Source organism: Pseudomonas sp. FSO-7 (genome assembly GCF_059579345.1).
The window spans coordinates 3,744,248-3,767,276 of the sequence record NZ_CM184193.1; the positions used below are offsets into that span (position 1 = coordinate 3,744,248).

Here is a 23,029-nt window from a genome sequence, read left to right on the forward strand (position 1 = left end):
GCGAGCTTGCTCGCGATGAAGCCAGCAAACCCAACATCCATGTGACTGAACCACCACTATCGCGAGCAAGCTCGCTCCCACAATGGGCCTGTGGTGAACACAAGACTTATGAACGCCCAAGATCACCTGTGGGAGCGAGCTTGCTCGCGATGAGGCCAGCAAACCCAACATCCATGTGACTGAACCACCGCTATCGCGAGCAAGCTTTGCTCCCACAAATCTGATGGGTGTACGACCGGGAGAGCCAGGTCGGCTATCAGGCCGCCTCGTGTTGGACGTTGATCTCGGGCGCCCCGTTAACCACGCTGGCTGAACGAAGGCATTGCGCAGTGGGCATCCCGGCATGGAGGCCGGGTTAGCCGCGCTGGGCCATGGATGGCCCTTCGCGGCGGCCCACGGAGCAATGCCTTCGTTCAGGCATGCCGAGCCTAAGCGAGGCACCAAGTGGTGGGGCAAAGCGTTTTTGGTTACTTTTGGCTGGTCCGGCTCCCGGCTCTTCCAAAAGTGACCCGCTGTAAAAGCGGAACCATAAGCCGCCGTGACCTAAATAACGGATATTCACCCCGCCCCCAAAAAGCCCCCCTCACCCCCGAACCCACCGCCCCTGCCGACTCAACTCAGGCTTTTTTAAAAACACCCTCTGCGGCAGCAACAACCAGGCCAAGGCCGGCAGCAGAATCAAAGCCCCAAGCATGTTCACCAGAAACATGAAGGCCAACAAGATCCCCATGTCAGCCTGAAACTTGATCGGCGAAAAGGCCCAGGTCGACACCGCCACAGCCAGTGTCATGCCCGTCAGCAACACCACTTTGCCGGTGAACAGCAGCGCCTGGTAATACGCCTGGGCCAAGGTGTCGCCGGCACGCATCCGCGCCAGGATCACGCTCAACACATAGAGCGCATAATCGACGCCAATGCCCACGCCCAATGCAATGACCGGCAGTGTCGCGACTTTCACCCCCATGCCCAGCCCTACCATCAGCGCCTCGCACAGGATAGAAGTAAGCATCAACGGCAGCATCGCGCACAAGGTCGCGCGCCAGCTGCGGAAGGTCAGCAAGCACAGCAGACTGACCGCACCGTAGACCCAGAACAGCATCTCGCGCATGGACTTCTTCACGACGATATTGGTCGCCGCTTCGATCCCCGCGCTGCCGGCCGCCAGCATGAACTTGACCTCTGGCATCTGATGCCCGGCAATGAATCGTTCGCTGGCCTCCACCACCCGGTTCAAGGTGTCAGCCTTGTGATCGGCCAGGTAGACGTACAACGACAGCATCGAGCAGCCCTGATTGAACAACTCTCGCGGAGCACGGGTCTGCACGGCACCCAGTGCGCCGTCGTTGGGGATCAGTTCATACCATTTGAAGTTGCCTTCGTTATAACCGGCCGTGGCGATCTTGCTCAGCGCCGCCATCGAGGTGGTCGATTCCACGCCAGGCAATTGCTCCAGTTGCCAAGCCAGCGCATCCACCGCGGACAGGCTGGCGTAACGGGTGCATTGATCTTCCGGGGTCTTGATCATGACCACGAAAATATCCGAGCTGGCCGCGTAGTTTTGGGTCATGAACAACGCATCGCGGTTGTAGCGCGAGTCGGCACGCAACTCTGGAGCGCCGGGGTCCAGGTCGCCGATTTTCAGGTGCAGGCTCACCGCAAAACCAAACGCGGCCAACAGCAAGCCCGCCAACATGGCGCCCATGGCCCAACGGCGCTGGGTGAAAAGATCGAGCACGCGCCACAGTGGATGCTTGATCTGCGCCTGTTGCGCGGTGGTTTCCGCACTCAGGCTGCGTTGCGCCGCCGCCGGGCTGACGCCGATATAGCTGAGCAGGATCGGCAGCAGGATCAGGTTGGTGAAGATCAGCACCGCCACGCCGAGGCTGGCGGTGATCGCCAGGTCCTGGATCACCCGGATGTTGATCAGCAGCAGCACCGCGAAGCCCACCGCGTCACAAAGCAACGCGGTGATGCCGGCAGCGAATAGTCGGCGGAAGGTGTAGCGCGCGGCGACCACCCGGTGGGTGCCACGGCCGATGTCCTGCATGATGCCATTCATCTTCTGCGCGCCATGGCTCATGCCAATGGCGAACACCAGGAACGGCACCAAGGCCGAATAGGGGTCCAGCTCATAACCGAGCAGGGCCAGCAGCCCCAGTTGCCACAACACCGCCGCCAGTGAACAGGTCACCACCACCAGGGTGCTGCGCGCGCAACGGGTGTAGCCGAACAGCACCAGTACTGTCACCAGTACCGCCACCACGAAGAAAAGCAGGACCTGGGTCATGCCCTCGATCAGGTCGCCGACGATCTTGGTAAAACCGGTGATGTGAATCCGCAGGTCATCGGTCTGGTACTTGTCGCGCAACGCCTCCAGTTGCCGGGAAAACTCGCCATAGTCCAGCGCCTTGCCCGTCTGCGGATTGATTTCCAGCAACGGCACGAAGATCACGCTGGACTTGAAGTTGCCAGCGACCAACTGACCGACTTCCCCGGAGCGGGCCACATTGGTCCGCACCTGCTCGATGCTGGCGGCCGAGCCGTCGTAGTCGTCAGGGATCACCGTGCCGCCGTCGAGCCCTTCCTCGGTCACGGCGGTCCAGCGCGTGGTCGGGGTCCATAACGATTTCATGTAGGGCCGGTCGACACCCGGCAGCAGATAGAGCTCGTCGTTGAGTTTGGCCAAGGTGTCGAGGTAGTCCTTGGTGAAAATGCTCCCCTGCTTGACCTCCACGGCGATGCGCAGTGAGTTGCCCAGGCCGCTCAACTCACTGCGGTTCTCGAGGAAATTGGCGACGTAGGGATGCCCGGTGGGAATGGTTTTCTCATAGCTGGCATTGATGCCGATGCGCGTGGCTTGCCAACCCAGCACCAGGGTCACCAGCAGGCACAGCAGGATCACCAGCGGTCGATGGTTGAAGATTGCCCGCTCGGCGAAGTTGCCCGACGCCCGGTCGAAGTCTTCCTGGCGGCCGATCACGGTTTGGATTCTGTCGTCTTTCAAGTTTGACTCCTGTTGCACGAGCCGCAGCCCGATAGCGCTACACCGTGAAGTTTCAAGGTTGACCGGAGGCCCGCGGATCCTGGTCAGCGGCGACGCCGGTCAAGCCGACGCTGGCCAGGCTGCCGTCGACCGCCTGTTGCATGGCAGCGACGGTCCCGCCGCTGCGGCTCTGACGCTTGTCAAAGCTGCGCCCCTGGTCATGACTGAAGAGAAGCTCGCCACTCTGGCTGGCCAACAACAGGCTGCCGTCGCGCAGTTCGAGGGCGCTCGCCAGGGTCGATTCGATACCGGTGTCAAGGCGTCGCCAACTGCCGCCACGGTCATCGGACCACCAGGCGTTTCCGCGCAAGCCATAAATAATCAAGGCCCCATCGCGGGTACCGAGCAGGCCGAAAAAGCTGCCCTCATAAGGTGACTTCAAGGCCTGGAATGACTGCCCGGCATCGGTCGAACGCAGCAGCAGGCCGCGCTCCCCCACCAGCAGCAGGTCCTTGCCCACGGCGCGAATGCCATACAGGTTCAAGCCCTGGGGATTGTCCACATGCCGCATCCACGGTTGCCAGCTTCGTCCGCCGTCATCGGTACGGTAGATCTGGTTGTAGGCGCCCACGACGTAGCCGTGCAGGCGGTCACTGAAGTACAGGTCGAGAAACGGTTTGTCCGGTCCGTCATCGAGCATATGCCGTGCCTGGGCCAAGTGGCTGGCACCGCCGGGTTGATTGGCATCGCGCTCGGCGACCTGCACCGCCAGGGCGATGGCACGCTCACCGTCGAGTTGTTTTTGCCAGGTTTCCCCGCCGTCCTGGGTGTGCAGCACCACGCCCAGATGACCGACCGCCCAGCCCTGCTCGGCATCGACGAATTGCACCGCCGTCAGGCTGACGCTGACCGGTACCTTGGCCTGGCGCCAACTCACGCCAGCGTCATCGGAGAGCAACACGATCCCACGCTCACCCACCGCCACCAGGCGTTCACCGGCCCGGGCCAGCCCAAGCAATACCGCACGCGGGGCCTTGGCCGTCGGCAGTGCCGGTTGCTGCAGCACCGCCAATGTCGTGGCCTGTACGACCCAGGGCACGCTCGCCAGCAGGCACCCCACCAGGGCGCAAACACCCCATAGCGGGCCGCGACGCGCAAAGATTTTTTCAACGTTCATATCGTTATTCCGCCTGGAAAATCGTAAGCGACCGCGACGAACCTCCTCCTCGCCACGGCCGCCACCGGTTCAGCGCATGTTTTCGTTGGCCATGGCATCCGGGGTGAAGTAGGACGCCGAAGGCTTCGCGACCTTCTGGTACTGAACCGCCAAGTCGTTGCTCGATGAGTTGAGGAAGTAGGCCCCGGTGTCGAGGTTGTAGCTGCCCCACATGACCTGTGCGGTGAGGGCCGGCAGGTCTGGCGCCAGCAGCGTCAGCGAGTACATCTGCCGGCCGAGTTTGCCCTGGGCGTCATAACCGTCGGCCATCAGGATCTGCCAGGAGTCTTCGTCGACGTAGTAGGTCCGACGCGGCACGACATGGCGCTTGCCGGACTTGAGCGTGGCCTCGACCACCCAGACCCGATGCTTCTCCCAACGCACCAGATCAGGGTTGAGGAAGTTCGCCTTGACCAGGTCGTCGCTCTTGGCCAGCGCCGCGCGGTTATTGTTGTAGGCAACGATCAGCTCTTTCTTGCCCACCAGTTTGAGGTCATAGCGATCGGTCGGCCCGAACAGCATGAACGCCTCATCGAACAGGCCGACGCCGGAGGTCACGAAGTCCGGCGTGTCATAGGCGATGTTCGGCGCCCGGCGAACCCGGCGCTGGCCGACCAGATACTGCCAGGCCGCCCGATTGGCCGGGTCCAGGTCCCAGTGGGTCATCAGGCCTTCGCCAGCCTTGGACGACGGCAACTCAGTGAACAGCTTGCCCAACAGGTACTTGCCCGAATAGTTTTCCAGGCTGCCGCCTTCGACGTAGTAGGGAAACTGGTAGGTGTATTGGGCCCGGGTCGCCTGGACTTTCTTGCCGCCGGCGGTCATCAGCCAGGTATCGAAAGGCGAGCTGATGGTGTCGCCGCCCTGCCACGACAACCGATAATTCCACAGCACTTGCGCACCGTTTTCCGGGATCGGGAACGGGATGCCGCCGTAGGCGTTGGAAACCTTCTCGCTGTCCACGTCCAGCGTGGCGCGGGTGGCATTCTTGCTGGTGTTGTCATACACCCATTGCGGTGCGGCGGCCGAGCGATGGGTCGGGTATACGTCCAGGCGATAGTCCGGGTACTTCTTGAGCAGCAGCTTGGTGCCTTCGGCCAATTCGCCGGCGTACTGTTCCATGTTCGCGGCCTTGATCGAATACAGCGGTTTCTCGCTGGCGAATGGATCGGGGCGCTTGTCTCCCGGTTTGTAGCCGGGCGTGGCCTGGGTATAACCGCCCTGCCAGGCCGGGATGCTGCCATCGGCGTTGCCGGCACGCTCGCCGCCCAGGGGGGTCAGATCGGTTCTCAAGCGCGCGGCCTGTTCAGGCGACACCGCCGCTTGCGCCAGCCCCATGCCGGCCAGGGCCAGGGTCAGGACGCAGGTGTTCAGGAAAGCTGTGTTCTGCATGGCGAATCCACCTTATTAGAATGAGGTTTTCACGTAGAGCGAGACGAAGTCGCGGTCGGCCAACGACTGTCCGTAACTGAAATTGCCGTCCTCGCGCAGCCCGGCTTTCGGTGCGCCAAAGAAGTTCACGTAGTTGAGGCCGACATCCCAGCGTTGCAGATAGGTGGCTTTGAGCCCGACACTCCAGTCGCCGGAATGGGTGTTGCCGAAGCCGGATTTGTTGACCGCCGATGAGCGCCCATCGAGCACCACCCCCATGCCGATCGGCACGGTCAGGTCGATCCCATCGACAATCTGGAAGTACGCCGGCTCGATCAATACCCGCAGCGCCGTGGCATCGCGGGTGGTGTTGGAATCCAGCGCGGCAGCGTTCTTGGTCACGCTCAAGGTGCGGTTCCAAGCCAGTTCGGCCAGGGCCGAGCCACCGTCCCAGAACGCGGTGGGCGACAACAGATAAATCGCCGACAGGTTGGCGTGGGCGGTCTTGCCCCTGGCGAACAACTCATTGTCGCCACCATCGGCCTCCATGCCGGGGGTCACCACTTGCAGGTTGCTCACCAGCGGTGCGTTCCAGCGCACCGAGGTTTCACCGGCAAAGTTGAACGGGCCGTAGGCGGTGGAGAAACTGACGCCGGCGGTCTTGATGTCTTCGGCGTAGACCTGCCGATAGGAACCCAGGATCGGCAAGCCGGTGGCCGCTGCCGCCGGACCGTCCAGGTACGCGTACAACCCGATCGGCGCCTTATCGTGATATTGGGCCGCGTAGAAACCCAGCTCCAGCTCGGTGCCGCTCGGCTTGTAGCGAATCTGCATGCCGCCCTGCCCCGAATTGCGGGGTTTCAGATCGCCGCCATTGACCGTGTCGTTGCCGAACACTTCGCGCAACGGACCACTGCCGTAACCGATGGCATCGACATCGCTCAGGTAGCTGCCGGCGCCGGGCAGATTGGAACGCTCCCACTCAAACTGATAGTAAGCGCCCACCGACAGCTGCGGGTTGATCTGCAACTGCCCGGAGATTTGATTGACCGGACGCAGGATCTCCTTGAACTGAGTCCCCGGCACGCTGAGCAACTTGACGACGTCGGTCGGCCCCTGGGCATTGGCGATGCCGTTGCCACCGTAGAACAGGCTTTCCCCATAGATCAGGCTGTGTCGGCCCAGGCGTGCCACGCCCTGGGAGTCTTCACCGAGGTCTCCGCGCAAGAACACGAAGGCATCGAGAATTTCCGCGTCGCGACCATGGAGCTTGCGGGTTTCGCTGAGAAAATGCGGTTGATCGCTGCTGTCGGTGTCCTGGTTGTAGATATCGTCGTACCAAGCCGCGCCACTCACGCGCAGCCCATAGTTTTGCCGGCTGAGGTCCATTTCGGAGAACAGATCCAGGCGGTTGGAGACCAGGCCACTGCTGAAGTTCTTATCGCCCTGGCTCTGGATCGACGGGTACAGGCCGTTGGCGGTTGGCGCGTTGACCAAGCGGCTGTCCTGTCCCTGCAGGCGCCAGGCCTGGCTGTACTTGATGGTGTTGTCCCAGCGCAGTTTCCAGTCGGAGTCACCCAGGTCCATTTGCATGGCCTCGACCCGGTCGACCATCACACCGGTGCTGCATAACGCCAGGAACAGGGCGCACTGCTTGAAACGAAAGCTATCTTTGATGTTATCCATGGACGCTTCTCATTATTGTTATTTTCGGGCATGGCTTTGGCAGCCAACACGCTCAGGTCGCGGCTTGCGCCGCTGTCCGCGGGTGCGTATTTCAGATGTAGGTGGAGGCCAATCCACCATCGACCGGCAGGTTGACGCCGTTGATCCAGCGCGATTCGTCGGCACACAGGAAAGCGATCACCGCGGCCACCTCATCGGCATAAGCGGGACGTTTCATGCGATGGGCGTCGGCCTGGGTCCGGGCCTCGCCGAGCATGCTCACGAAGTCGTCGAGGATGGGGGTGAACACCGGGCCTGGCGCGACACTGTTCATGCGCACCGAATGCTCGAGGAACCAGGGTTGGGCCTGCAGGTAGTTCCAGACGATCAAGGCTTCCTTGAAGTACTGGTAGCAGGTCCGGTCCGGCACCGGGTGGTCGGCCAACCAGGCTTGCGCGGCGGCAAAATCGTCGATGCGCGCCAGCGCCTTGTGCTGTTCCAGGCGTAACGGCCACTCGGCACCGAGGATCGAGGCAATATTGACGATGCTGCCGCCAGCGCTGATACGCGGCAGCAGCGCACGGCTCAAGTGGCGCAGCCCAAGGTAGTTGACCCGCGCCAGCAGTTGCGGGTTGGCGGTGCCCGGCACGCCGGCAATGTTGCACAGGCTGTCGAACCGTGCGGGCAGCTGTGGCAGCAACCGTTCGATGTTCTCGGCGCTGCTCAAGTCGCCTTGCACAAAACCGTCCAGGGTCATGTGCGGCGCCTTGAGGTCCACGCCAATCACCTGGGCGCCGTGAGCGCGCAGCAGGCTCGCCGTGGCAGCACCGATACCCGACGAGACACCGGTCACCAGCACAAGCTTGTTGTCGAGTTTCATGTTGAGTCCTCTTATTATTTTTGTGTACCCACGGGCCCTCAGCTCATCGGGCCCGGTAAAACCCCTGTCAGAACGGGTAGACCGGCGCCGTGTCCTTGACTGTCACCCACTGCCATTGGGTGTACTCGTCCCAGTCCGCCGGGCCGCCGACGCTGCCGCCATTGCCCGAGGCGCCGCGCCCGCCGAACGGGTTGACGCACTCATCGGCGACGGTCTGGTCATTGATGTGCAACATGCCGCACTGCAACCGCTCACCGATGGCCATGGCCCGGCCCACCGACGGTGAAATGATCGCCGCCGCCAAACCGTACTCGGTGCGATTGGCCAACTCGATGGCTTCGTCATCGGTAGCGAAGCTGACCACCGTTGCCACCGGCCCGAAGACCTCCTCGTCGAAGGCGCGCATGCCCGGCTTCACGCCGCTGAGCACCGTGGCCTGGTAGAACAGCCGATCGTGATCGCCGCCGGCCTCCAGTCGGGCCCCAGCGAGCACGGTGTCGCTGACGATGTCGTGGACCCTTTGCAACTGTCGCTTATTGATCAGCGGCCCCATCGCGGCCTCTTCCCGGGCGGCGTTGCCGAGGGTCATGGCCTGGGCCTTTTCCACCAGTTTGCGGGTCAGCTCGGCGGCGATGGATTCATGGGCGAGAATCAACCCGGTGGCCATGCAAATCTGCCCTTGATGCAGCCAGGCGCCCCAGGCCGCGTTCCGGGCCGCGAGGTCGAGGTCGGCGTCTTCGAGAATGATCAGTGGGTTCTTGCCGCCCAACTCCAGGGCAACCTTCTTCAGGTTGCGCCCGGCCACTTCAGCGACCTTGCGCCCGGCGCCGGTGGAACCGGTGAAGGCGATCATGCGCACATTAGGGTCGCGGCACAGCGCCTCACCGGCATCCGCCGCGCCGGGCAACACTTGCAGCAGGCCCTTGGGCAGGCCTGCCACTTCGAACAACCGGGCGATGAGGAAACCGCCGCTCACCGGGGTCTGCGGATCCGGCTTGAGCACCACCGCGTTGCCCGCCGCCAGGGCTGGCGCGACGGAGCGCATGGACAGCACCAGAGGAAAGTTGAAAGGCGAAATCACCCCGACCACGCCATGGGGCTGGCGCCGCGCATAGGACAGGCGCCCTGCCTCGCTGGGCAGGACCACCCCATGGGCCTGGGACAGCAGGCCGGCGGCCTGATGCAACAGCACGATGGCTTCGCGCACTTCGTGCTGGCCCTTGAACAGCGCGGCGCCGGTCTCCCGGGCCACGTACAACGCCAGCTCGTCGAAAGACTGCTCAGCCACGTCGGCGGCCTTGCGGAAGATCGCCGCCCGTTGCCGCGGGCCCAGGGCCGCCCATGCCGGTTGGGCCAGGGCGGCGTCGCGACTGGCCTTGGCGATGTCGGCGGTGTCGGCCGTGGCACAGCGCATCAGCCGCTCACCGGTGGCCGGCTCGATGATCGATTGCAGCGGGCCCGAGGCAGGCACCCAATCCCCGTTGAAGACACATTCCGATTCGATCACCTGGGACAGCAGGTGGCTTTTGGGTGCAGACATTTAACACTCCCGGCTCTTTGTTGTTGTCATCGTTTGCCGCACCTGGAAGGTATCGACGCAAACGCCGTGCAAGTGCTTGAGCAAGCGCTGTGCCGGTTTTGCCCGCAGGCCTTGATAAACCTGGCGAAAGGCTCTGGTTCAAGGTTCTTCGCCAGGCACCAGGTTCATGAAGCCGCCGCCGACCTGGCCGTTGGCCAGCTGCCGCTTGTTCATTTGATAAAGTTATGCTTAATAACTATCTCGCCAGGTGATCATTTCGATCATCCCGTCATCAGGGGCATAACAATGAATAATCCCCACTGCCAGTTGCCGGATCACCGGATCGCCACCGAGCATTTCCATCCACGGGGTGACAGCAACGAGCTGAGCGACAGCAGTTCGCCCACAACGGCGGAACTCACCGCGTGCCTGTTTTTCTCCCCGGACGATGGCCGTATCTGGCTCAACGATCAGCGCATGTTGCTGTTGCACAGCTCCTCCTTCGGTGCGCTGCGCCGGGAAATCATCGAACGCCAGGGGCTGGAGCAGGCCCGAGGCATGCTTACCCGCACCGGTTATTCCTCCGGCGCCCGCGACGCCCGGCTGATTCGTGAACGCTGGCCCCACGCCGATGCCGCGGCGGTGTTTCGCGCCGGCACGCATCTGCACACCCTCGAAGGCATGACCAAGGTCGAGCCGCTGCATTTCAAGTTCGACGCCGACTCGGGGTTCTATGAGGGGGAATTTCTCTGGCATCACTCCTGCGAAGCCGACGAGCATGTCGCCGCCTATGGCACCGGGCAGGATCCGGTGTGCTGGACCGAACTGGGCTACGCCATCGGTTTCGTCAGCGGGTTGTTCGGGCAACTGGTGGTCTTTCGCGAGGTGGAATGCCGGGGCATGGGCCACGAACGCTGCCGAGTCGTCGGCAAGACCGCCGAACAATGGGGTGACATCGAGCAGGATCTGAATTACCTCAACGCCTCCCCGCCGACGGTCGTCGCGCGCGCCGACACTCAGTCCGACAGTGTGGCCGGAGCCGCCCTGCTGCCGGACAGCGAACAGCCGCTGATCGGTGCCAGCGCCGCCTTCAACGCCGCGACCCAGGCTTTGCAAAGGGTGGCCTTGACCCCCGCCACCGTGCTGGTCAGCGGCGAATCCGGCGTGGGCAAGGAGATGTTCGCCCGCCAGTTGCACCAACTGAGCCGCCGCCGCGATGGCCCGTTCATCGCCCTCAACTGCGCGGCCATTCCCGACAACCTGATCGAGGCCGAACTGTTCGGCGTCGAGCGCGGTGCCTACACCGGCGCCACCCATTCACGCCCCGGTCGTTTCGAGCGCGCCCACGGGGGCACGTTGTTCCTGGATGAGATCACCTGCCTGAGCCTGGCCGGGCAAAGCAAATTGCTGCGCGCCTTGCAGGAGCGGGAAATCGAACGGATCGGCGGCGGCCACGGCATCAAGGTCGATGTGCGGGTCGTGGCGGCCACCAACATCGACCTGCGCAAGGCCGTAGCGGAAGGCGCATTCCGTGAAGACCTGTTCTACCGGCTCAACGTCTACCCCATCGCCCTGCCGCCCCTGCGCGAGCGCCGCGATGACATACCGTTGCTGATCAATGCCTTTCTCACGCGTTTTTGCCAGGAATACGGCCGCACGCCGATGGGCCTGACCATGCGCGCCTTGAAGGTGCTGTTGCGCTATGACTTTCCCGGTAACGTACGGGAATTGCAGAACCTCATCGAACGGGGCTTGATCGCCAGCGAAGAAGGCCAGGCGATTGACCTGGTCCATCTGTTTCGCAATGAGCAATTGCCGGTGGATGCGTACTCCGTGGACCACCTCGGCGGCCTCTCGCCGATGGGCCTGGCCGCCAACGATGCCGCGGAAAAACCGGCGCTGCTCCAGTCCCTCAGCCAACTGGACGCGGACTTCTCCATTGACGGCCTGGAATCACGCCTGATCAACGAAGCCCTGCAACTGAGCAGCGGCAACCTCGCGGCGGCCGCACGCTCGTTGGGGCTGAGCCGGGCGCAGTTCGCGTATCGATTGAAGAAGCATCAAAAAGGTATCCCAGGCTAAACACCGAACCTGGGGGATGCTGCGAAGGCAGGTTTTTGGGGCCGCTTCGCGACCCAGCGGGAGCAAGCTCCCTCGCCACGGGTTTGTCGACGGTCTGAAGTGAACAACATGACCTGTGGGAGCGAGCTTGCTCGCGATGGCGGTGGATCAGTTGGCGGTGGCGCTCCAGCCATTGCCTGCTGTTCAACGACGTTCAACATGACAGGCTCCGTCAGGCAGGGCAAAAGCCCCCCGCCGATATTCGCTGGGGGTCTGGTTCATTTCGATGCGGAAATGCCGGTTGAAGTTGGACAGGTTGTTGTAGCCCACTTCAAAACAGACGTCGGTCACCGGCATTTCGCTCTGCAACAACAAACGGCAGGCGCGCTGGACCCGCAGCTTGCGCATCAAGTCGATGAAACCGTGCCCGGTGATGCGCTTGAAGAACCGCGAAAAGCCTGGCTCGCTCATGTCCAATTGGCGGGCGATCACCGACAGGCGCAGGTCGCCGGTGAGTTCGGCTTGCAGGTATTCGAAGGCTTTATGGATGCGCTCGGAACTGCGCGCATCCAGGGTCGGCGCGTAGCAAGGGCTCGCCAGGCTCAGGGCCTCATCGCCGGGAGCTTGATTGAGGGTGTGAAGCAGCTTCAGGAACAGCGCCAATCGCGCCAGCCCCCGGGCCGGGCCGATGGTTTCCAGCAGGTGCGCGGCCTGCTGCGCCGTATTGCCACCGAAGGCCAGGCCACGGCGGGCGCGTTCGAACAGTCCCTGCAGATCCCCCAGTTCGGGCAAGGTACGGCGCAAGGTCAGCAGCATGGCGCCGTCGAATTGCAACACCACGTCGCGCCCGGCCAAGTGCTCTCCCGGCGCCAGGTCGCCCATCCAGTCGTGGGGCAAATCCGGGCCGATCATCGCCACATGGCCGGGGCCAAACGGGCCGATGTAATCGCCCGCCAACAGTTTCCCGCTGCCCTGGCGGATCAGGTGGATTTCAAATTCAGGGTGATGGTTCCAGCGCGCCAGCGGGTACGGGTAGTCATGCTCGTACCAGCGAAAACTGTGTTCGGGCTCGGGCAGGATGACTTCCAGTTCGGCTGGTCGCTGCTCGAACAGGGGCGTTCGGTGATCAGGCATGGCGCGCCTCTTTTATCGTTATAACGGGCACCTTACGCCGAGAGCGCAGCGCTTCGCCAGCCTCGACCTGACCGCCCACCGATACTTTTTTAACCCACATCTGGCGCACTCAAGGGCGTTAAAAAAGTATCAGCCCGCGATCCTCCCTGCGTTTGTCGGCCTCCACGGGCGCTGCTGTAATCGGCTTGCCCATGACCGGCCTTTATGTGGCGGGGGAGCTTGCGCCCTCGCCACATAAAGGCTGTGTGCACCGCCTACTACCTAGACTGAAGACAGGACAACCCCATGAAACGACTGGAAGGAAAAAGTGCCCTGGTGACCGGCGCCGCCCGTGGTATCGGCAGGACGTTTGCCCAGGCCTATATCAACGAAGGGGCCACGGTGGCGATCGCCGATATCGACCTTGAGCGGGCCCAGGCCACTGCCACCGAACTGGGCGACAACGCCTACGCGGTCAATATGGACGTAACGGACCAGGCCTCCATCGACCAGGCCATAGCGGCCGTGGTGGCCCGGGCGGGCAAGCTGGATATCCTGATCAACAACGCCGCGTTGTTCGACCTGGCACCCATCGTGGACATCACCCGTCAAAGCTACGAGCGGCTGTTTTCCATCAACGTCGCCGGCACGCTGTTCACGCTGCAGGCGGCGGCGCGGCAGATGATCCGCCAGGGCCATGGCGGGCGAATCATCAACATGGCCAGCCAGGCCGGCCGGCGTGGCGAGGCCCTGGTGGCGGTCTATTGCGCCACCAAGGCGGCGGTGATCAGCCTGACCCAGTCCGCCGGGCTGGACCTGATCAAACATCGGATCAACGTCAACGCCATCGCCCCCGGTGTGGTGGATGGCGAGCATTGGGACGGCGTGGACGCGCTGTTCGCCCGCCACGAAAACCTGCCACTGGGGGAAAAGAAGCGCCAGGTCGGCCAGCAGGTGCCCTATGGCCGAATGGGCACTGCGGAAGACCTCACCGGCATGGCGATTTTCCTGGCCTCGGCGGAGAGCGAATACGTGGTGGCACAGACGTATAACGTCGATGGCGGTAACTGGATGAACTGATAATCCGGGTTTTTATGGCCTTGAAACCACGGAAATGGACTTATTCGCTTGAAAATTGATCCCACTACTTGAGGATTGTCCCAAGCGGTACCCAACGGTGCCGTTCCAAGGGATTTCAAGAGAGCGTGAATACCGTTGCCCCAGCGGGGCAAAAATTGCGCATCATAGGCGCCGTCCGCTCAAGGGAGATTTACATGCGTGCCATTCCATCCGTCATGGGTCTTGTCGTGCTGTCGCTGGGCCTGGTGTTCGCCACCAGCGCCACGGCCACCGAAGAGACGCAACTGGTCGAGTCCATCAACCTTTACCGCAGCCAATCCCAAAGCTGTGCCGGCCAGGCCTCGCTGGAGTTGCCGCCGCTGGCCATGGACTCCCGGCTGATCCTGTCGGCCAATGGTATCGGCGACCTGCAACAGGCGCTGGCACGGGCGGCCTATCCCATGGTCAACGTGCAAGCCATCAGCCTGTCCGGGCCGCGCGATGCGCAATCGGCCATGAAAGCCGTGCAGGAGAGCTTCTGCCAGGTGGTACTCGACCCGCAGTTCATTGACATCGGCGTCAGCCGCCTGGATCGCGAATGGCGCATCGTGCTGGCGCGCCCGTTGTTGTCGGCGCGCCTGGGTGATTGGCAGACCGAAGGCCAGAAACTGCTGAAGCTGATCAACAGCGCCCGCGCCCAGCCGCGTCGCTGCGGCACCGAAGCCTTCGCCGCCACCACGCCGCTGGCCTGGAACGCCACCTTGGCCCTGGCCGCCGTCACACACACCCGGGCCATGGCCAACAACAACTTCTTCGACCACAAGGACCGCGACAACCGCACGCCGGGCGACCGTGCCGAGCTGGCTGGCTATCTGGGCCAATTGATCGGCGAGAACATTGCCGCCGGACAAGACACCGCGCTCAAGGTGGTGGACGGCTGGCTGGCCAGCCCGGGGCACTGCGCCAACCTGATGAACCCGCAGTTCCGCGAATTGGGCGCCGGGTATGCGACCGATCCGAAAAGCGATGCGGGAATCTATTGGACGGCGATGTTTGGCACCCAACAGTAGCGGTGCCATCACGGGTAGGCTCGCTCCCACAGGCCACTATCCTGTGGGAGCGTGGATGCCCTCAGTGCGCACTGAAGATCAACGACTGATGTACGCCTGACCCCGCCCTCACCCCATCGCCGACCGCCAACGCCACCGAGCCGAACGGCATCGCCGCATCGCCACAGGCAAATACCCCCGGGACGCTGGTTGCACGCGTCATCGGGTCGGCCTGGATGAACGCCCCGAGCGGGCCGTCTTCAAGCGCGCAACCCAAGGACGCCGCAAGTGAACCGGCCACCTGGATACGCGGCAAGACAAACAGGCCGTCAATGGCAACCACACGTCCGTTGGCGAGCACCACGTCGGCCCGTTCGCCTTCAAGACGTTCGACACGTTCCGGCACCAGGACCACGCCGCGTCGCGCCAGGCTGTCCAGTTGCTCCGCGTCGGGCTCGAACATGCCGTTGCTGAACAACGTCGTCGGCCCCCAGTCGGGCAGCATCAGGGCATGGTGGAGCGACATCGGCGAGGTGGCCAACACCCCGATGGGGCCTTGTTCCAGCTCGTAGCCGTGGCAGTACGGGCAATGGAAGACACTTTTGCCCCAGCGCTGCGCCAGCCCTTCCACGTCTGGCAACTCATCGATGACACCGCCGGCCAACAACAGACGCCGGGCACGGTAGCGCTGCCCGTCGACGGTTTCCACGGCGAACCCTCCCGCCTCCTGGCTGGCCGCGATCGCGGTACTCGATACCCATTCCACCGTCGAATAGGCCAATAGCTGGCGGCGCGCCTCTTCGACAATGTCCCCGGGGGCACGACCGTCCTGCCCGAGAAAACCATGGGAGCTGGCCGCGAACCGGTTGCGCCGCTGGCCAGCATCGATCACCAACACGTTGCGGCGGGCACGGGCCAGTTGCAGGCCCGCGGACATACCGGCGTAGCTGCCGCCGGCGATGATGACGTCGTAGCGCATGATCAATCTCCAAGGTGGTTTGGCCGAACTGAAAAGTCTCGACACATCGTAAGTTCCTTGAAAAGCCACTGTCAACGATCTCGTAACTTTTGCAATTACAGGCGATACTCGCGCCCGTCTCCACACAGAACGCTGCAACGCTCATGAGAACCGACACCCGTCTATCCCGCATGCTCCACGTGCTGATCCACATGGATCGCCATCAACAATCCGCCACATCCGACACCCTCGCGCAGATGCTGGGCACCAACCCGGTGGTGGTGCGCCGGACCATGGCGCTGCTCAAGGAACAGGGTTATGTCACGTCGGAAAAAGGCCATCGCGGTGGTTGGACCCTGAGCAAGCCGCTGTCGGAGATGACGTTGCTGGATATCCACCAGGCCTTGGGCAGCACGTCGATCTTTGCCATCGGCCTGTCCACCGATCATCCGCAATGCCTGGTGGAACAAGCGGTGAATGCGGCGCTGACGGATGCGTTCGATGAGGCCCAGGCATTGCTGCTCAAGCGTTTGGGGGCGATTACCCTGGCGCAGTTGGCGGAGGATTTTGATGTGCGGTTCAGAGAGATAGGTGGAACAAGCACAGATGATCTGACACATCGGGGGCAGATCGAGCATTGATGCTGGCTGACCGTGCGTCATCGCGAGCAAGCTCGCTCCCACAAGGGGCCGGTGGCCGATACAAAACTCGCAGCCAGCCGGGAACATTGTGGGAGCGAGCTTGCTCGCGAAAGCGCTGGCACATTCAACATTGTCTGTTCAGGTAAACCGTCATCGCGAGCAGGCTCGCTCCCACAGGGTTTACCTAACCCAAAAAAACGCCGCTCAATGAGCGGCGTTTTTTGTACCTTACCAAACAGCGTCCAGCTTACAGCGCCATGTCAGCCGCTGGGTTAGCCTCAGGGGCTGCGCCCGGCTTGGCCGGTGCCGCAGGGGCGCCTGGCTTGCCGATCGCCGGTGGCGGGTCCAGTTGCAGGACCTCGCTGGTGTACGCCCATTCCTGGGCTACGCGCTCAGGGCTATCGTTGAGCTTGGTGCCGTAGCTCGGCACGATCTGGCGCAGTTTTTCCTGCCAGGCCGGGCTTGCGACCTTGTCCTTGAAGACTTTCTCAAGCACGGTCAGCATGATCGGCGCAGCGGTCGAGGCGCCTGGCGAGGCACCCAGCAGGCCGGCGATGCTGCCGTCCTGGGAAGCGACCACTTCGGTGCCGAGTTTCAGGACGCCGCCCTTCTCTTCGTCACGCTTGATGATCTGCACGCGCTGGCCGGCCTGCCACAGGCGCCAATCTTCTTGCTTGGCCTCCGGGAAGTACTCTTTCAGGGCGTTGAAGCGATCTTCATCCGACAGCATCAGCTGGCCGGCCAGGTATTCGACCAGTGGGTACTGTTCGATACCGACCTTGGTCATCGGCCACACGTTGTGGGTGGTGGTGCTGGTCAGCAGGTCGAAGTACGAACCGTTCTTCAGGAACTTGGTGGAGAACGTTGCGAACGGGCCAAACAGGATCACGCGCTTGCCATCGAGCACACGGGTGTCCAGGTGTGGAACCGACATCGGCGGTGCGCCCACCGAAGCCTTGCCATACGCTTTCGCCAGGTGCAGTTGGGCGACGGTCGGGTTTTCGGTGACCAGGAACGAACCACCCACCGGGAAACCTGCGTATTCACGCGCTTCCGGGATATCGGACTTCTGCAGCAGGTGCAACGCACCGCCGCCGGCGCCGATGAACACGAACTTGGCGTCGGTCTCGGTTTCGGTACCGTCTTTCAGGTTCTTGTACGAAACGCGCCAGGTGCCGTCTTCGTTGCGGGTGATCTCTTCCACTTCGCTGGACAGCTTGAGGGAGAAGTTCGGCTTGGTTTGCAGGTAAGCGGCGAATTGACGAGTGATTTCGCCGAAGTTCACGTCAGTACCCAGGGGACTCCAGGTGGCCGCGACTTTCTGGCTCGGGTCACGCCCTTGCATCATCAGTGGAACCCACTTGCTGATCTGCTCGCGGTCTTCGGAATACTGCATGCCGGCGAACAACGGGCTGGCCTGGAGGGCTTCGTAGCGCTTCTTCAGGAACGCGATGTTCTCGTCGCCCCACAAAAAGCTCATGTGCGGCGTGGAGTTGATGAACGAGCGCGGATTCTTCAGCACACCGTTCTTGACCTGCCAGGACCAGAACTGACGGGAGATCTGGAAGGCTTCGTTGATTTCGATGGCCTTGGAGATATCGACCTTGCCGTTCTTGTCTTCCGGTGTGTAGTTCAGCTCGGCCAGCGCGGAGTGGCCGGTACCGGCGTTGTTCCAGCCGTTGGAGCTCTCTTCGGCAACACCGTCCAGGCGCTCGACCATTTCCATGGTCCAGCCCGGCTCCAGCTCATTGAGCCAGACGCCGAGTGTCGAGCTCATGATGCCCCCACCAATGAGCAAGACATCCACTTTTTTTGGCTCGGCGGCGTGCGTGGTCGCAAGACCCATCGCCATCGCCAGGCCCAGTAGCGCCGTGTGTGTTTTCTTCAACATGTGTGTATCCCTAGGATGAACGCCATTCCGTCCACCGGTCCTGATCAAGGATAGACCACATCCATGGCCAGCAACGCCAGGGGGATGGGATCGAGACGGACTGGAGGATGGACCTACAGGGCCGAGCAGATTCGTCGGCCTCTCGTTTATGTCTCTCCGGCGCTGACTTCTTGTAGGTCTTGGCTTCAGCTGGGTGAGGGACGCTGCAAACGGTGTTCATCGGGCCTGGCGTGGCCGTGCCCGATTGTCGCAGCGGGGGGAGTTTACAGAAGGAAATAAACAGACCGAAGCGCATTTTTACATTCTTGGCAAAAACGCCGACCAAATGACGGCATTTTAATGGCCCTGATCGACGTCTTCCGTGGGGTCAGGGCCTTCCGGTCAGAGATACTTGAGGATCGCGATATCACGACGACGTTGTTTGAGCCCGGCGAACCACCGTGTCGGGAAAAACAGCGCCACACCCAGCAGCACACTCCATAACCACACCATAGGCAAATCATCGAACCCGAAATAAGCACCCTGGTTGGTTCCCCAGATGGCAACTGCAATCAGGTACAGCGCCTTGAGCACGTAAAGGTGCAGCAGATAAAAGAACATCGGTGCGCCGCCGTAGATCGCCAACAGCGCAATGGCGCCCCGCTCCTGGGCTTTTTCAAAGAGTGCCAGCAACATCAGCCCTATTCCCAGGGTCGGCATCAGGAACATCAGCGACGGCGGGTACTTCGTCGCACTCATGAAGCTCATGAAGGTGCGCAGCGCATCGCCGGTCTGGACCCAGGGCTTGTCGCCGTACACATTCAGGTACCGGATGAACACGAAGGCCAGCAGCAAGCCCAAGCCCATCGTGAACAACCGGCGCAGGCGCACGGCGGGCTCGACGTCCTTGCCGAACCACGGCCCGATGGCCCACCCCAGCAGGATCACGCCAATCCACGGCAGCACCGGATACGTGGTGCGGGCGCGAGTGAACTCGGTGATATCGATGAACGCCCGCTGGTGAAGAATCGACCACGGCACGAAAAAGGGAGAATCGGGCCCCAGCACCACACCGTCCAGCAGGTTGTGCCCGGCGACAATGGCCACCCCAAGGACGATCAGCCAACGGCGCTTGAAGTGCAGCAACGCGGCCAGGACGATCATGCAGATGCCGATGCACCAGATCACTTGTAGCCACAAGGTCTTGGGCGGGAATTCGGCGTTCCAGGCGAAACAGACGAAGGTGAGCTCCAGGAAGACCAGGAACAGGCCGCGCTTGAGCAGGAACACCGAGGTCTGGCCGGCGGTGTGTTTCTGGCTGTAGAGCCAGGCCGACAAACCGGTGAGGAAGATGAAGACCGGGGCACAGAGCGTACTGAGCAGACGGGTGAAATACAGGTCCGGGGTCACGCTCAACGCATCGATGGGGTCGGTGACCTGGCGGTGCAACAGAAACGTCTCGCGAACGTGATCCACCAGCATCAGCAGCATGACGAAGCCGCGCAAGGCATCGATGGCGAGCATGCGCACATGGGTTTTGACGGTACTGGCTGCAAGTGCGGGCGCGATGACGCCGGACGGGCTCGTCATGCTTGGGGATTGGCTCATGGCATTACTCGGAAGGTCGTGGGTCCATACAAGGCGAGGAATGAGAATCCCTGCCAAACGAAAGCGGATAACATAACATAAAATCGCTTTCGCGAGCAGGCTCGCTCCACAGGATCTTGTAGCGGATGGGATTTTCACGACCTCCAGAAAACCTGTGGGAGTGAGCTTGCTCGCGGTCAGTCAACATCGATGCAAGATGTCCTGCCTCATCGCGAGCAAGCTCGCTCCCACAGGGGATTCGGAGTTGATGCGATTTCGGGGAACACCTCAGTTTTGCGCTATAGCGCTACCCGAGCATCTGACTCAACACCGCCCGCAACTTGCCAGGCTTGACCGGTTTGTTGAGCAGCGGTGCATCCAGCTTGCGCAGGGCGCGGCGGCACTGGTCGCTGCGGTCGGCGGTGATGATCACCGCCGGGATCGCCTGGTGGAAATGCTCGCGCAGGTGCTTGACCACTTCACAGCCCACGACCCCATGATCCAAATGGAAATCCGCCAGGATCAGCTCCGGCGCGCGGCCTTGCAGCACGTCGAGAGCGCCCGCTTCGTCGGTGGCGGTCAACACGTCGCAGCCCCATTGCCCCAACAGCGCGGCCATGCTTTGCAGGATGCTCAGCTCATTGTCGATCACCAACAAGCGCCGCCCCGGCAGCGGGTTGCCGGCGACCGCCTGGACCGGGGCCAGCGACACGGGCAGTGGTTTTTCATCCGACAGCGGCACCTCGATACTGAACACCGAGCCCCGTCCCGGCCGCGAACGCACCCGCACCCGGTAGCCGAGGATATGGGCGATGCGCTCGACAATCGCCAACCCCAGGCCCACGCCTTTGCGATCCGCCGCCCGGCCGACGCCCAATTGGTTGAATTCGAGGAAAATCGACTCCAGGCAATCGGCGGCGATCCCCCTTCCTGTGTCCCAGACTTCCAGGCTCAAACGCCCTCCCCGGCGCCGGGCCGCCAGGAGAATGCCGCCCTGGTCGGTGTAGCGGCAGGCATTACTCAGCAGGTTGCGCAGGATACGGCTGATCAATCGCAGGTCGGTCAGCACCGCTTCATCACCAAACCGCACCCGCAACTCCAACCCGGCAGCACCGGCCACCGATTGAAACTCCGACACCAGCGGCCCCAGCAACTCATCCAGGCGATACGGCGCCAGGTCGGGCTTGACGGCGGCCTGGTCCAGCCGGGAAATGTCCAGCAGGTCGGTGAGCAGGTCTTCGGCCCCTTCCAGTGCCTGGTGGGTGCGTTCCACCAGCACATGCTCGGCGGCAGGCAGTTGGCGTTCACGCAACGTGGCGATCAGCAGGCGGGCCGCGTTGAGGGGCTGCAACAGATCATGGCTGGCGGCGGCCAGGTATTTGTCCTTGCTGCGGTTGGCGGCCTGGGCGACGTCCCGGGCGTCGCGCAATTGCTGTTCGACCCGCTCGCGCTGGGCAATCTGCTGCTGCAGGTTGTGGTTGGCTTCCAACAGCGCATCGGTGCGCTCGGCCACTCGCTGCTCCAGTTGGTCATTGAGCTGTTGCAGGTGTCGCCGGGCCTGCTCCAACTCATCGAGGCGCGCCGTCAGTTCCGGATAATGACTCTTGCGCGTCGAGTGATTGCCCAGCCCCAGCAGCCCTTCCAGGGCTTTTTGCTGCTCGTCAGAGGGCTTCGCCATAGACGACCTCGACATCCCGCTGGCTCGACTCCCGAGGATTGGTGAGGATGCACGGGTCGTGCATCGCATGTTGCGACAGGAACGGAATGTCCGAGGTGCTTACACCGTGCAGACCCAGGGTCTCGTGGAAACCGATGGTGTGCTTGAGGGCAATCAGGTGCTCCACCAGCCGGCCGCGGATCCGCTGGTGGTTGAGCCCCCGGCAATCGATACCCAGGGTCTCGGCTATCACCTTGAAACGCTCCGGTGCCGAGTTGTAGTTGAACGCCACCACGTGCTCCACCAGTACCGCGTTGCACAGGCCATGGGGCAAATCGAGGAAACCGCCCAGGCTATGGGACATCGCGTGCACGGCCCCGAGGATCGCGTTGGAGAACGCCAGACCCGCCTGCATGCTGCCCAGCATGATTTTTTCCCGCAGGGCGATGTCCGTCGGGTTGGCGATCATCTGCACCAGGTTGCCATTGATCAGGCGCATGGCTTCCAGTGCATGGGGGTCGGTCAACGGGCCGTGACCGGTGGACACGAAGGCCTCGATGGCATGCACCAGCGCATCGATGCCGGTACAGGCGGACAGGAACGGGTCCATGCTCAGGGTGGTTTCCGGATCGATCAGCGACACGTCCGGCACCGCCGCCTTGCTGACGATGGAAAACTTCATCCGCTCTTGCTGGTTGGAGATGATCACGAACTGCGACACATCAGCCGACGTTCCCGCCGTGGTGGGTATCAGGATCAGCGGCGGGCTGGGCACGTTCAGGGTATCGACGCCTTCGAATTCGAGGATGTTGCGACCGTGGGCAACGACAATGCCGATGCCTTTGCCGCAATCCATCGGGCTACCACCGCCCACCGCAACGATGACATCGCAATGGTTTTCCCGGTACAGGTCGGCCCCGAGCATCACTTCCTCGACCCGCGGATTGGGCGAGACGGCGCTGTAGATGCAGTAATCGATGCCTTGAGCCTGGAGACTGGCTTCGACGTCGGCCACCCAACCAGCGGCAATGACCCCGGGGTCGGTGACGATCAGCACTTTGCGTGCGCCGAAGGTCTTGGCGTAGTTGCCGACATTGTGCCGGCAACCGGCACCGAACATGATTTCAGGAGAAACGAACTTGCGCAGCGGACTGAGGCTCATCTTTTCAGTTACGTGGCTCATCGGTAAGCCTGTTGTTATTGTCAGGGGATACCTTGAGCCTAAAGCATCCCGCTGTGAATGCAATCAGACCAATGGGTAGCCCGGCCTGAACGTCCCAGGCCGGGCCAGCACTCATCGGTTGGCGAAATACATCGTCACTTCAAAGCCGATACGCAGGTCGGTGTACGCGGGTTTAGTCCACATGGGTCTTTCCTCTTCTTGTACCGGGCGATTCCGG

The 23,029-nt window shown here is 62.4% G+C and carries 17 protein-coding genes; 4 read left to right on the top strand and 13 right to left on the bottom strand.

The window, feature by feature from the left end; genetic code table 11:
* Window positions 1-583 precede the first annotated feature (583 nt).
* The 6 genes from AC515T_RS16285 to AC515T_RS16310 form a co-directional block, all read right to left on the bottom strand.
* A complete protein-coding gene (locus AC515T_RS16285) occupies window positions 584-3,004 on the bottom strand; it encodes an efflux RND transporter permease subunit (protein WP_496529148.1) in 2,421 nt (806 codons plus the stop codon).
* Window positions 3,005-3,056: 52 nt separating this feature from the next.
* Window positions 3,057-4,160 carry a WD40/YVTN/BNR-like repeat-containing protein gene (locus tag AC515T_RS16290; RefSeq protein ID WP_496529149.1) on the bottom strand — a complete coding sequence of 368 codons (1,104 nt, stop codon included), beginning with the start codon at window positions 4,158-4,160 and terminating at the stop codon, window positions 3,057-3,059.
* 69 nt (window positions 4,161-4,229) lie between these two features.
* Window positions 4,230-5,591, bottom strand: a complete 1,362-nt coding sequence (locus tag AC515T_RS16295; RefSeq protein ID WP_496529150.1) for a DUF1329 domain-containing protein — start codon at window positions 5,589-5,591, stop codon at window positions 4,230-4,232.
* 15 nt (window positions 5,592-5,606) lie between these two features.
* Window positions 5,607-7,256 (bottom strand): DUF1302 domain-containing protein, encoded by a 1,650-nt coding sequence (locus AC515T_RS16300; protein WP_496529151.1) that lies wholly within the window; start codon window positions 7,254-7,256, stop codon window positions 5,607-5,609.
* A 91-nt stretch (window positions 7,257-7,347) separates the two neighbouring features.
* The gene (locus tag AC515T_RS16305) at window positions 7,348-8,115 is read right to left on the bottom strand and encodes a coniferyl-alcohol dehydrogenase (protein WP_496529152.1); all 768 of its coding nucleotides are present in this window, start codon (window positions 8,113-8,115) and stop codon (window positions 7,348-7,350) included.
* A gap of 67 nt (window positions 8,116-8,182) precedes the next feature.
* Window positions 8,183-9,655: a benzaldehyde dehydrogenase gene (locus AC515T_RS16310; RefSeq protein WP_496529153.1), complete on the bottom strand. Its 1,473-nt coding sequence runs from the start codon at window positions 9,653-9,655 to the stop codon at window positions 8,183-8,185.
* Between the two features lie 285 nt (window positions 9,656-9,940).
* On the opposite strand from AC515T_RS16310, the gene AC515T_RS16315 reads away from it, so the two are divergent.
* Window positions 9,941-11,716, top strand: coding sequence for a sigma 54-interacting transcriptional regulator (locus AC515T_RS16315; RefSeq protein WP_496529154.1), 1,776 nt, complete (start codon window positions 9,941-9,943; stop codon window positions 11,714-11,716).
* 183 nt (window positions 11,717-11,899) lie between these two features.
* Here the strand turns inward: AC515T_RS16315 and AC515T_RS16320 are convergent, their stop codons facing one another.
* A complete protein-coding gene (locus AC515T_RS16320; RefSeq protein WP_496529155.1) occupies window positions 11,900-12,829 on the bottom strand; it encodes an AraC family transcriptional regulator in 930 nt (309 codons plus the stop codon).
* Between the two features lie 285 nt (window positions 12,830-13,114).
* On the opposite strand from AC515T_RS16320, the gene AC515T_RS16325 reads away from it, so the two are divergent.
* Both AC515T_RS16325 and AC515T_RS16330 read left to right on the top strand, forming a co-directional pair.
* Complete coding sequence (locus AC515T_RS16325; protein ID WP_496529156.1) at window positions 13,115-13,888, top strand: L-iditol 2-dehydrogenase; 774 nt, start codon at window positions 13,115-13,117, stop codon at window positions 13,886-13,888.
* Between the two features lie 194 nt (window positions 13,889-14,082).
* On the top strand, window positions 14,083-14,937 hold the full coding sequence (locus AC515T_RS16330; protein WP_496529157.1) for a CAP domain-containing protein: 855 nt from the start codon (window positions 14,083-14,085) through the stop codon (window positions 14,935-14,937).
* Between the two features lie 61 nt (window positions 14,938-14,998).
* Here AC515T_RS16330 and AC515T_RS16335 read toward each other — a convergent pair whose 3' ends face one another.
* Window positions 14,999-15,895, bottom strand: a complete 897-nt coding sequence (locus tag AC515T_RS16335; RefSeq protein ID WP_496529158.1) for an NAD(P)/FAD-dependent oxidoreductase — start codon at window positions 15,893-15,895, stop codon at window positions 14,999-15,001.
* A 143-nt stretch (window positions 15,896-16,038) separates the two neighbouring features.
* Between AC515T_RS16335 and AC515T_RS16340 the strand changes: the two genes are divergently transcribed.
* The gene (locus AC515T_RS16340; RefSeq protein WP_496529159.1) at window positions 16,039-16,515 is read left to right on the top strand and encodes an Rrf2 family transcriptional regulator; all 477 of its coding nucleotides are present in this window, start codon (window positions 16,039-16,041) and stop codon (window positions 16,513-16,515) included.
* Between the two features lie 247 nt (window positions 16,516-16,762).
* Here the strand turns inward: AC515T_RS16340 and mqo are convergent, their stop codons facing one another.
* From mqo to pqqA, 5 genes are all read right to left on the bottom strand, one after another.
* The gene (gene mqo, locus AC515T_RS16345; RefSeq protein WP_496529160.1) at window positions 16,763-18,406 is read right to left on the bottom strand and encodes a malate dehydrogenase (quinone); all 1,644 of its coding nucleotides are present in this window, start codon (window positions 18,404-18,406) and stop codon (window positions 16,763-16,765) included.
* A 381-nt stretch (window positions 18,407-18,787) separates the two neighbouring features.
* A complete protein-coding gene (locus tag AC515T_RS16350) occupies window positions 18,788-19,993 on the bottom strand; it encodes an acetyltransferase domain-containing protein (RefSeq protein ID WP_496529161.1) in 1,206 nt (401 codons plus the stop codon).
* A gap of 286 nt (window positions 19,994-20,279) precedes the next feature.
* Window positions 20,280-21,650: a NahK/ErcS family hybrid sensor histidine kinase/response regulator gene (locus tag AC515T_RS16355; RefSeq protein ID WP_496529162.1), complete on the bottom strand. Its 1,371-nt coding sequence runs from the start codon at window positions 21,648-21,650 to the stop codon at window positions 20,280-20,282.
* Window positions 21,634-22,791 carry an alcohol dehydrogenase-like regulatory protein ErcA gene (ercA, locus tag AC515T_RS16360; protein WP_496533150.1) on the bottom strand — a complete coding sequence of 386 codons (1,158 nt, stop codon included), beginning with the start codon at window positions 22,789-22,791 and terminating at the stop codon, window positions 21,634-21,636. Before ercA ends, AC515T_RS16355 begins: the two co-directional genes overlap by 17 nt.
* A 132-nt stretch (window positions 22,792-22,923) precedes the next feature.
* Window positions 22,924-22,995 carry a pyrroloquinoline quinone precursor peptide PqqA gene (pqqA, locus tag AC515T_RS16365; RefSeq protein WP_003243383.1) on the bottom strand — a complete coding sequence of 24 codons (72 nt, stop codon included), beginning with the start codon at window positions 22,993-22,995 and terminating at the stop codon, window positions 22,924-22,926.
* Between the last annotated feature and the right edge of the window lie 34 nt (window positions 22,996-23,029).

Excerpts from the sequence above, each read along its gene's own strand:
- AC515T_RS16290 (WP_496529149.1), bottom strand. The coding sequence starts at position 4,160 with ATGAACGTTGAAAAAATCTTTGCGCGTCGCGGCCCGCTATGGGGTGTT.
- AC515T_RS16295 (WP_496529150.1), bottom strand. The coding sequence starts at position 5,591 with ATGCAGAACACAGCTTTCCTGAACACCTGCGTCCTGACCCTGGCCCTG.
- AC515T_RS16300 (WP_496529151.1), bottom strand. The coding sequence starts at position 7,256 with ATGGATAACATCAAAGATAGCTTTCGTTTCAAGCAGTGCGCCCTGTTC.
- AC515T_RS16305 (WP_496529152.1), bottom strand. The coding sequence starts at position 8,115 with ATGAAACTCGACAACAAGCTTGTGCTGGTGACCGGTGTCTCGTCGGGT.
- AC515T_RS16310 (WP_496529153.1), bottom strand. The coding sequence starts at position 9,655 with ATGTCTGCACCCAAAAGCCACCTGCTGTCCCAGGTGATCGAATCGGAA.
- AC515T_RS16315 (WP_496529154.1), top strand. The coding sequence starts at position 9,941 with ATGAATAATCCCCACTGCCAGTTGCCGGATCACCGGATCGCCACCGAG.
- AC515T_RS16320 (WP_496529155.1), bottom strand. The coding sequence starts at position 12,829 with ATGCCTGATCACCGAACGCCCCTGTTCGAGCAGCGACCAGCCGAACTG.
- AC515T_RS16325 (WP_496529156.1), top strand. The coding sequence starts at position 13,115 with ATGAAACGACTGGAAGGAAAAAGTGCCCTGGTGACCGGCGCCGCCCGT.
- AC515T_RS16330 (WP_496529157.1), top strand. The coding sequence starts at position 14,083 with ATGCGTGCCATTCCATCCGTCATGGGTCTTGTCGTGCTGTCGCTGGGC.
- AC515T_RS16335 (WP_496529158.1), bottom strand. The coding sequence starts at position 15,895 with ATGCGCTACGACGTCATCATCGCCGGCGGCAGCTACGCCGGTATGTCC.
- AC515T_RS16340 (WP_496529159.1), top strand. The coding sequence starts at position 16,039 with ATGAGAACCGACACCCGTCTATCCCGCATGCTCCACGTGCTGATCCAC.
- mqo (WP_496529160.1), bottom strand. The coding sequence starts at position 18,406 with ATGTTGAAGAAAACACACACGGCGCTACTGGGCCTGGCGATGGCGATG.
- AC515T_RS16350 (WP_496529161.1), bottom strand. The coding sequence starts at position 19,993 with ATGAGCCAATCCCCAAGCATGACGAGCCCGTCCGGCGTCATCGCGCCC.
- AC515T_RS16355 (WP_496529162.1), bottom strand. The coding sequence starts at position 21,650 with ATGGCGAAGCCCTCTGACGAGCAGCAAAAAGCCCTGGAAGGGCTGCTG.
- ercA (WP_496533150.1), bottom strand. The coding sequence starts at position 22,791 with ATGAGCCTCAGTCCGCTGCGCAAGTTCGTTTCTCCTGAAATCATGTTC.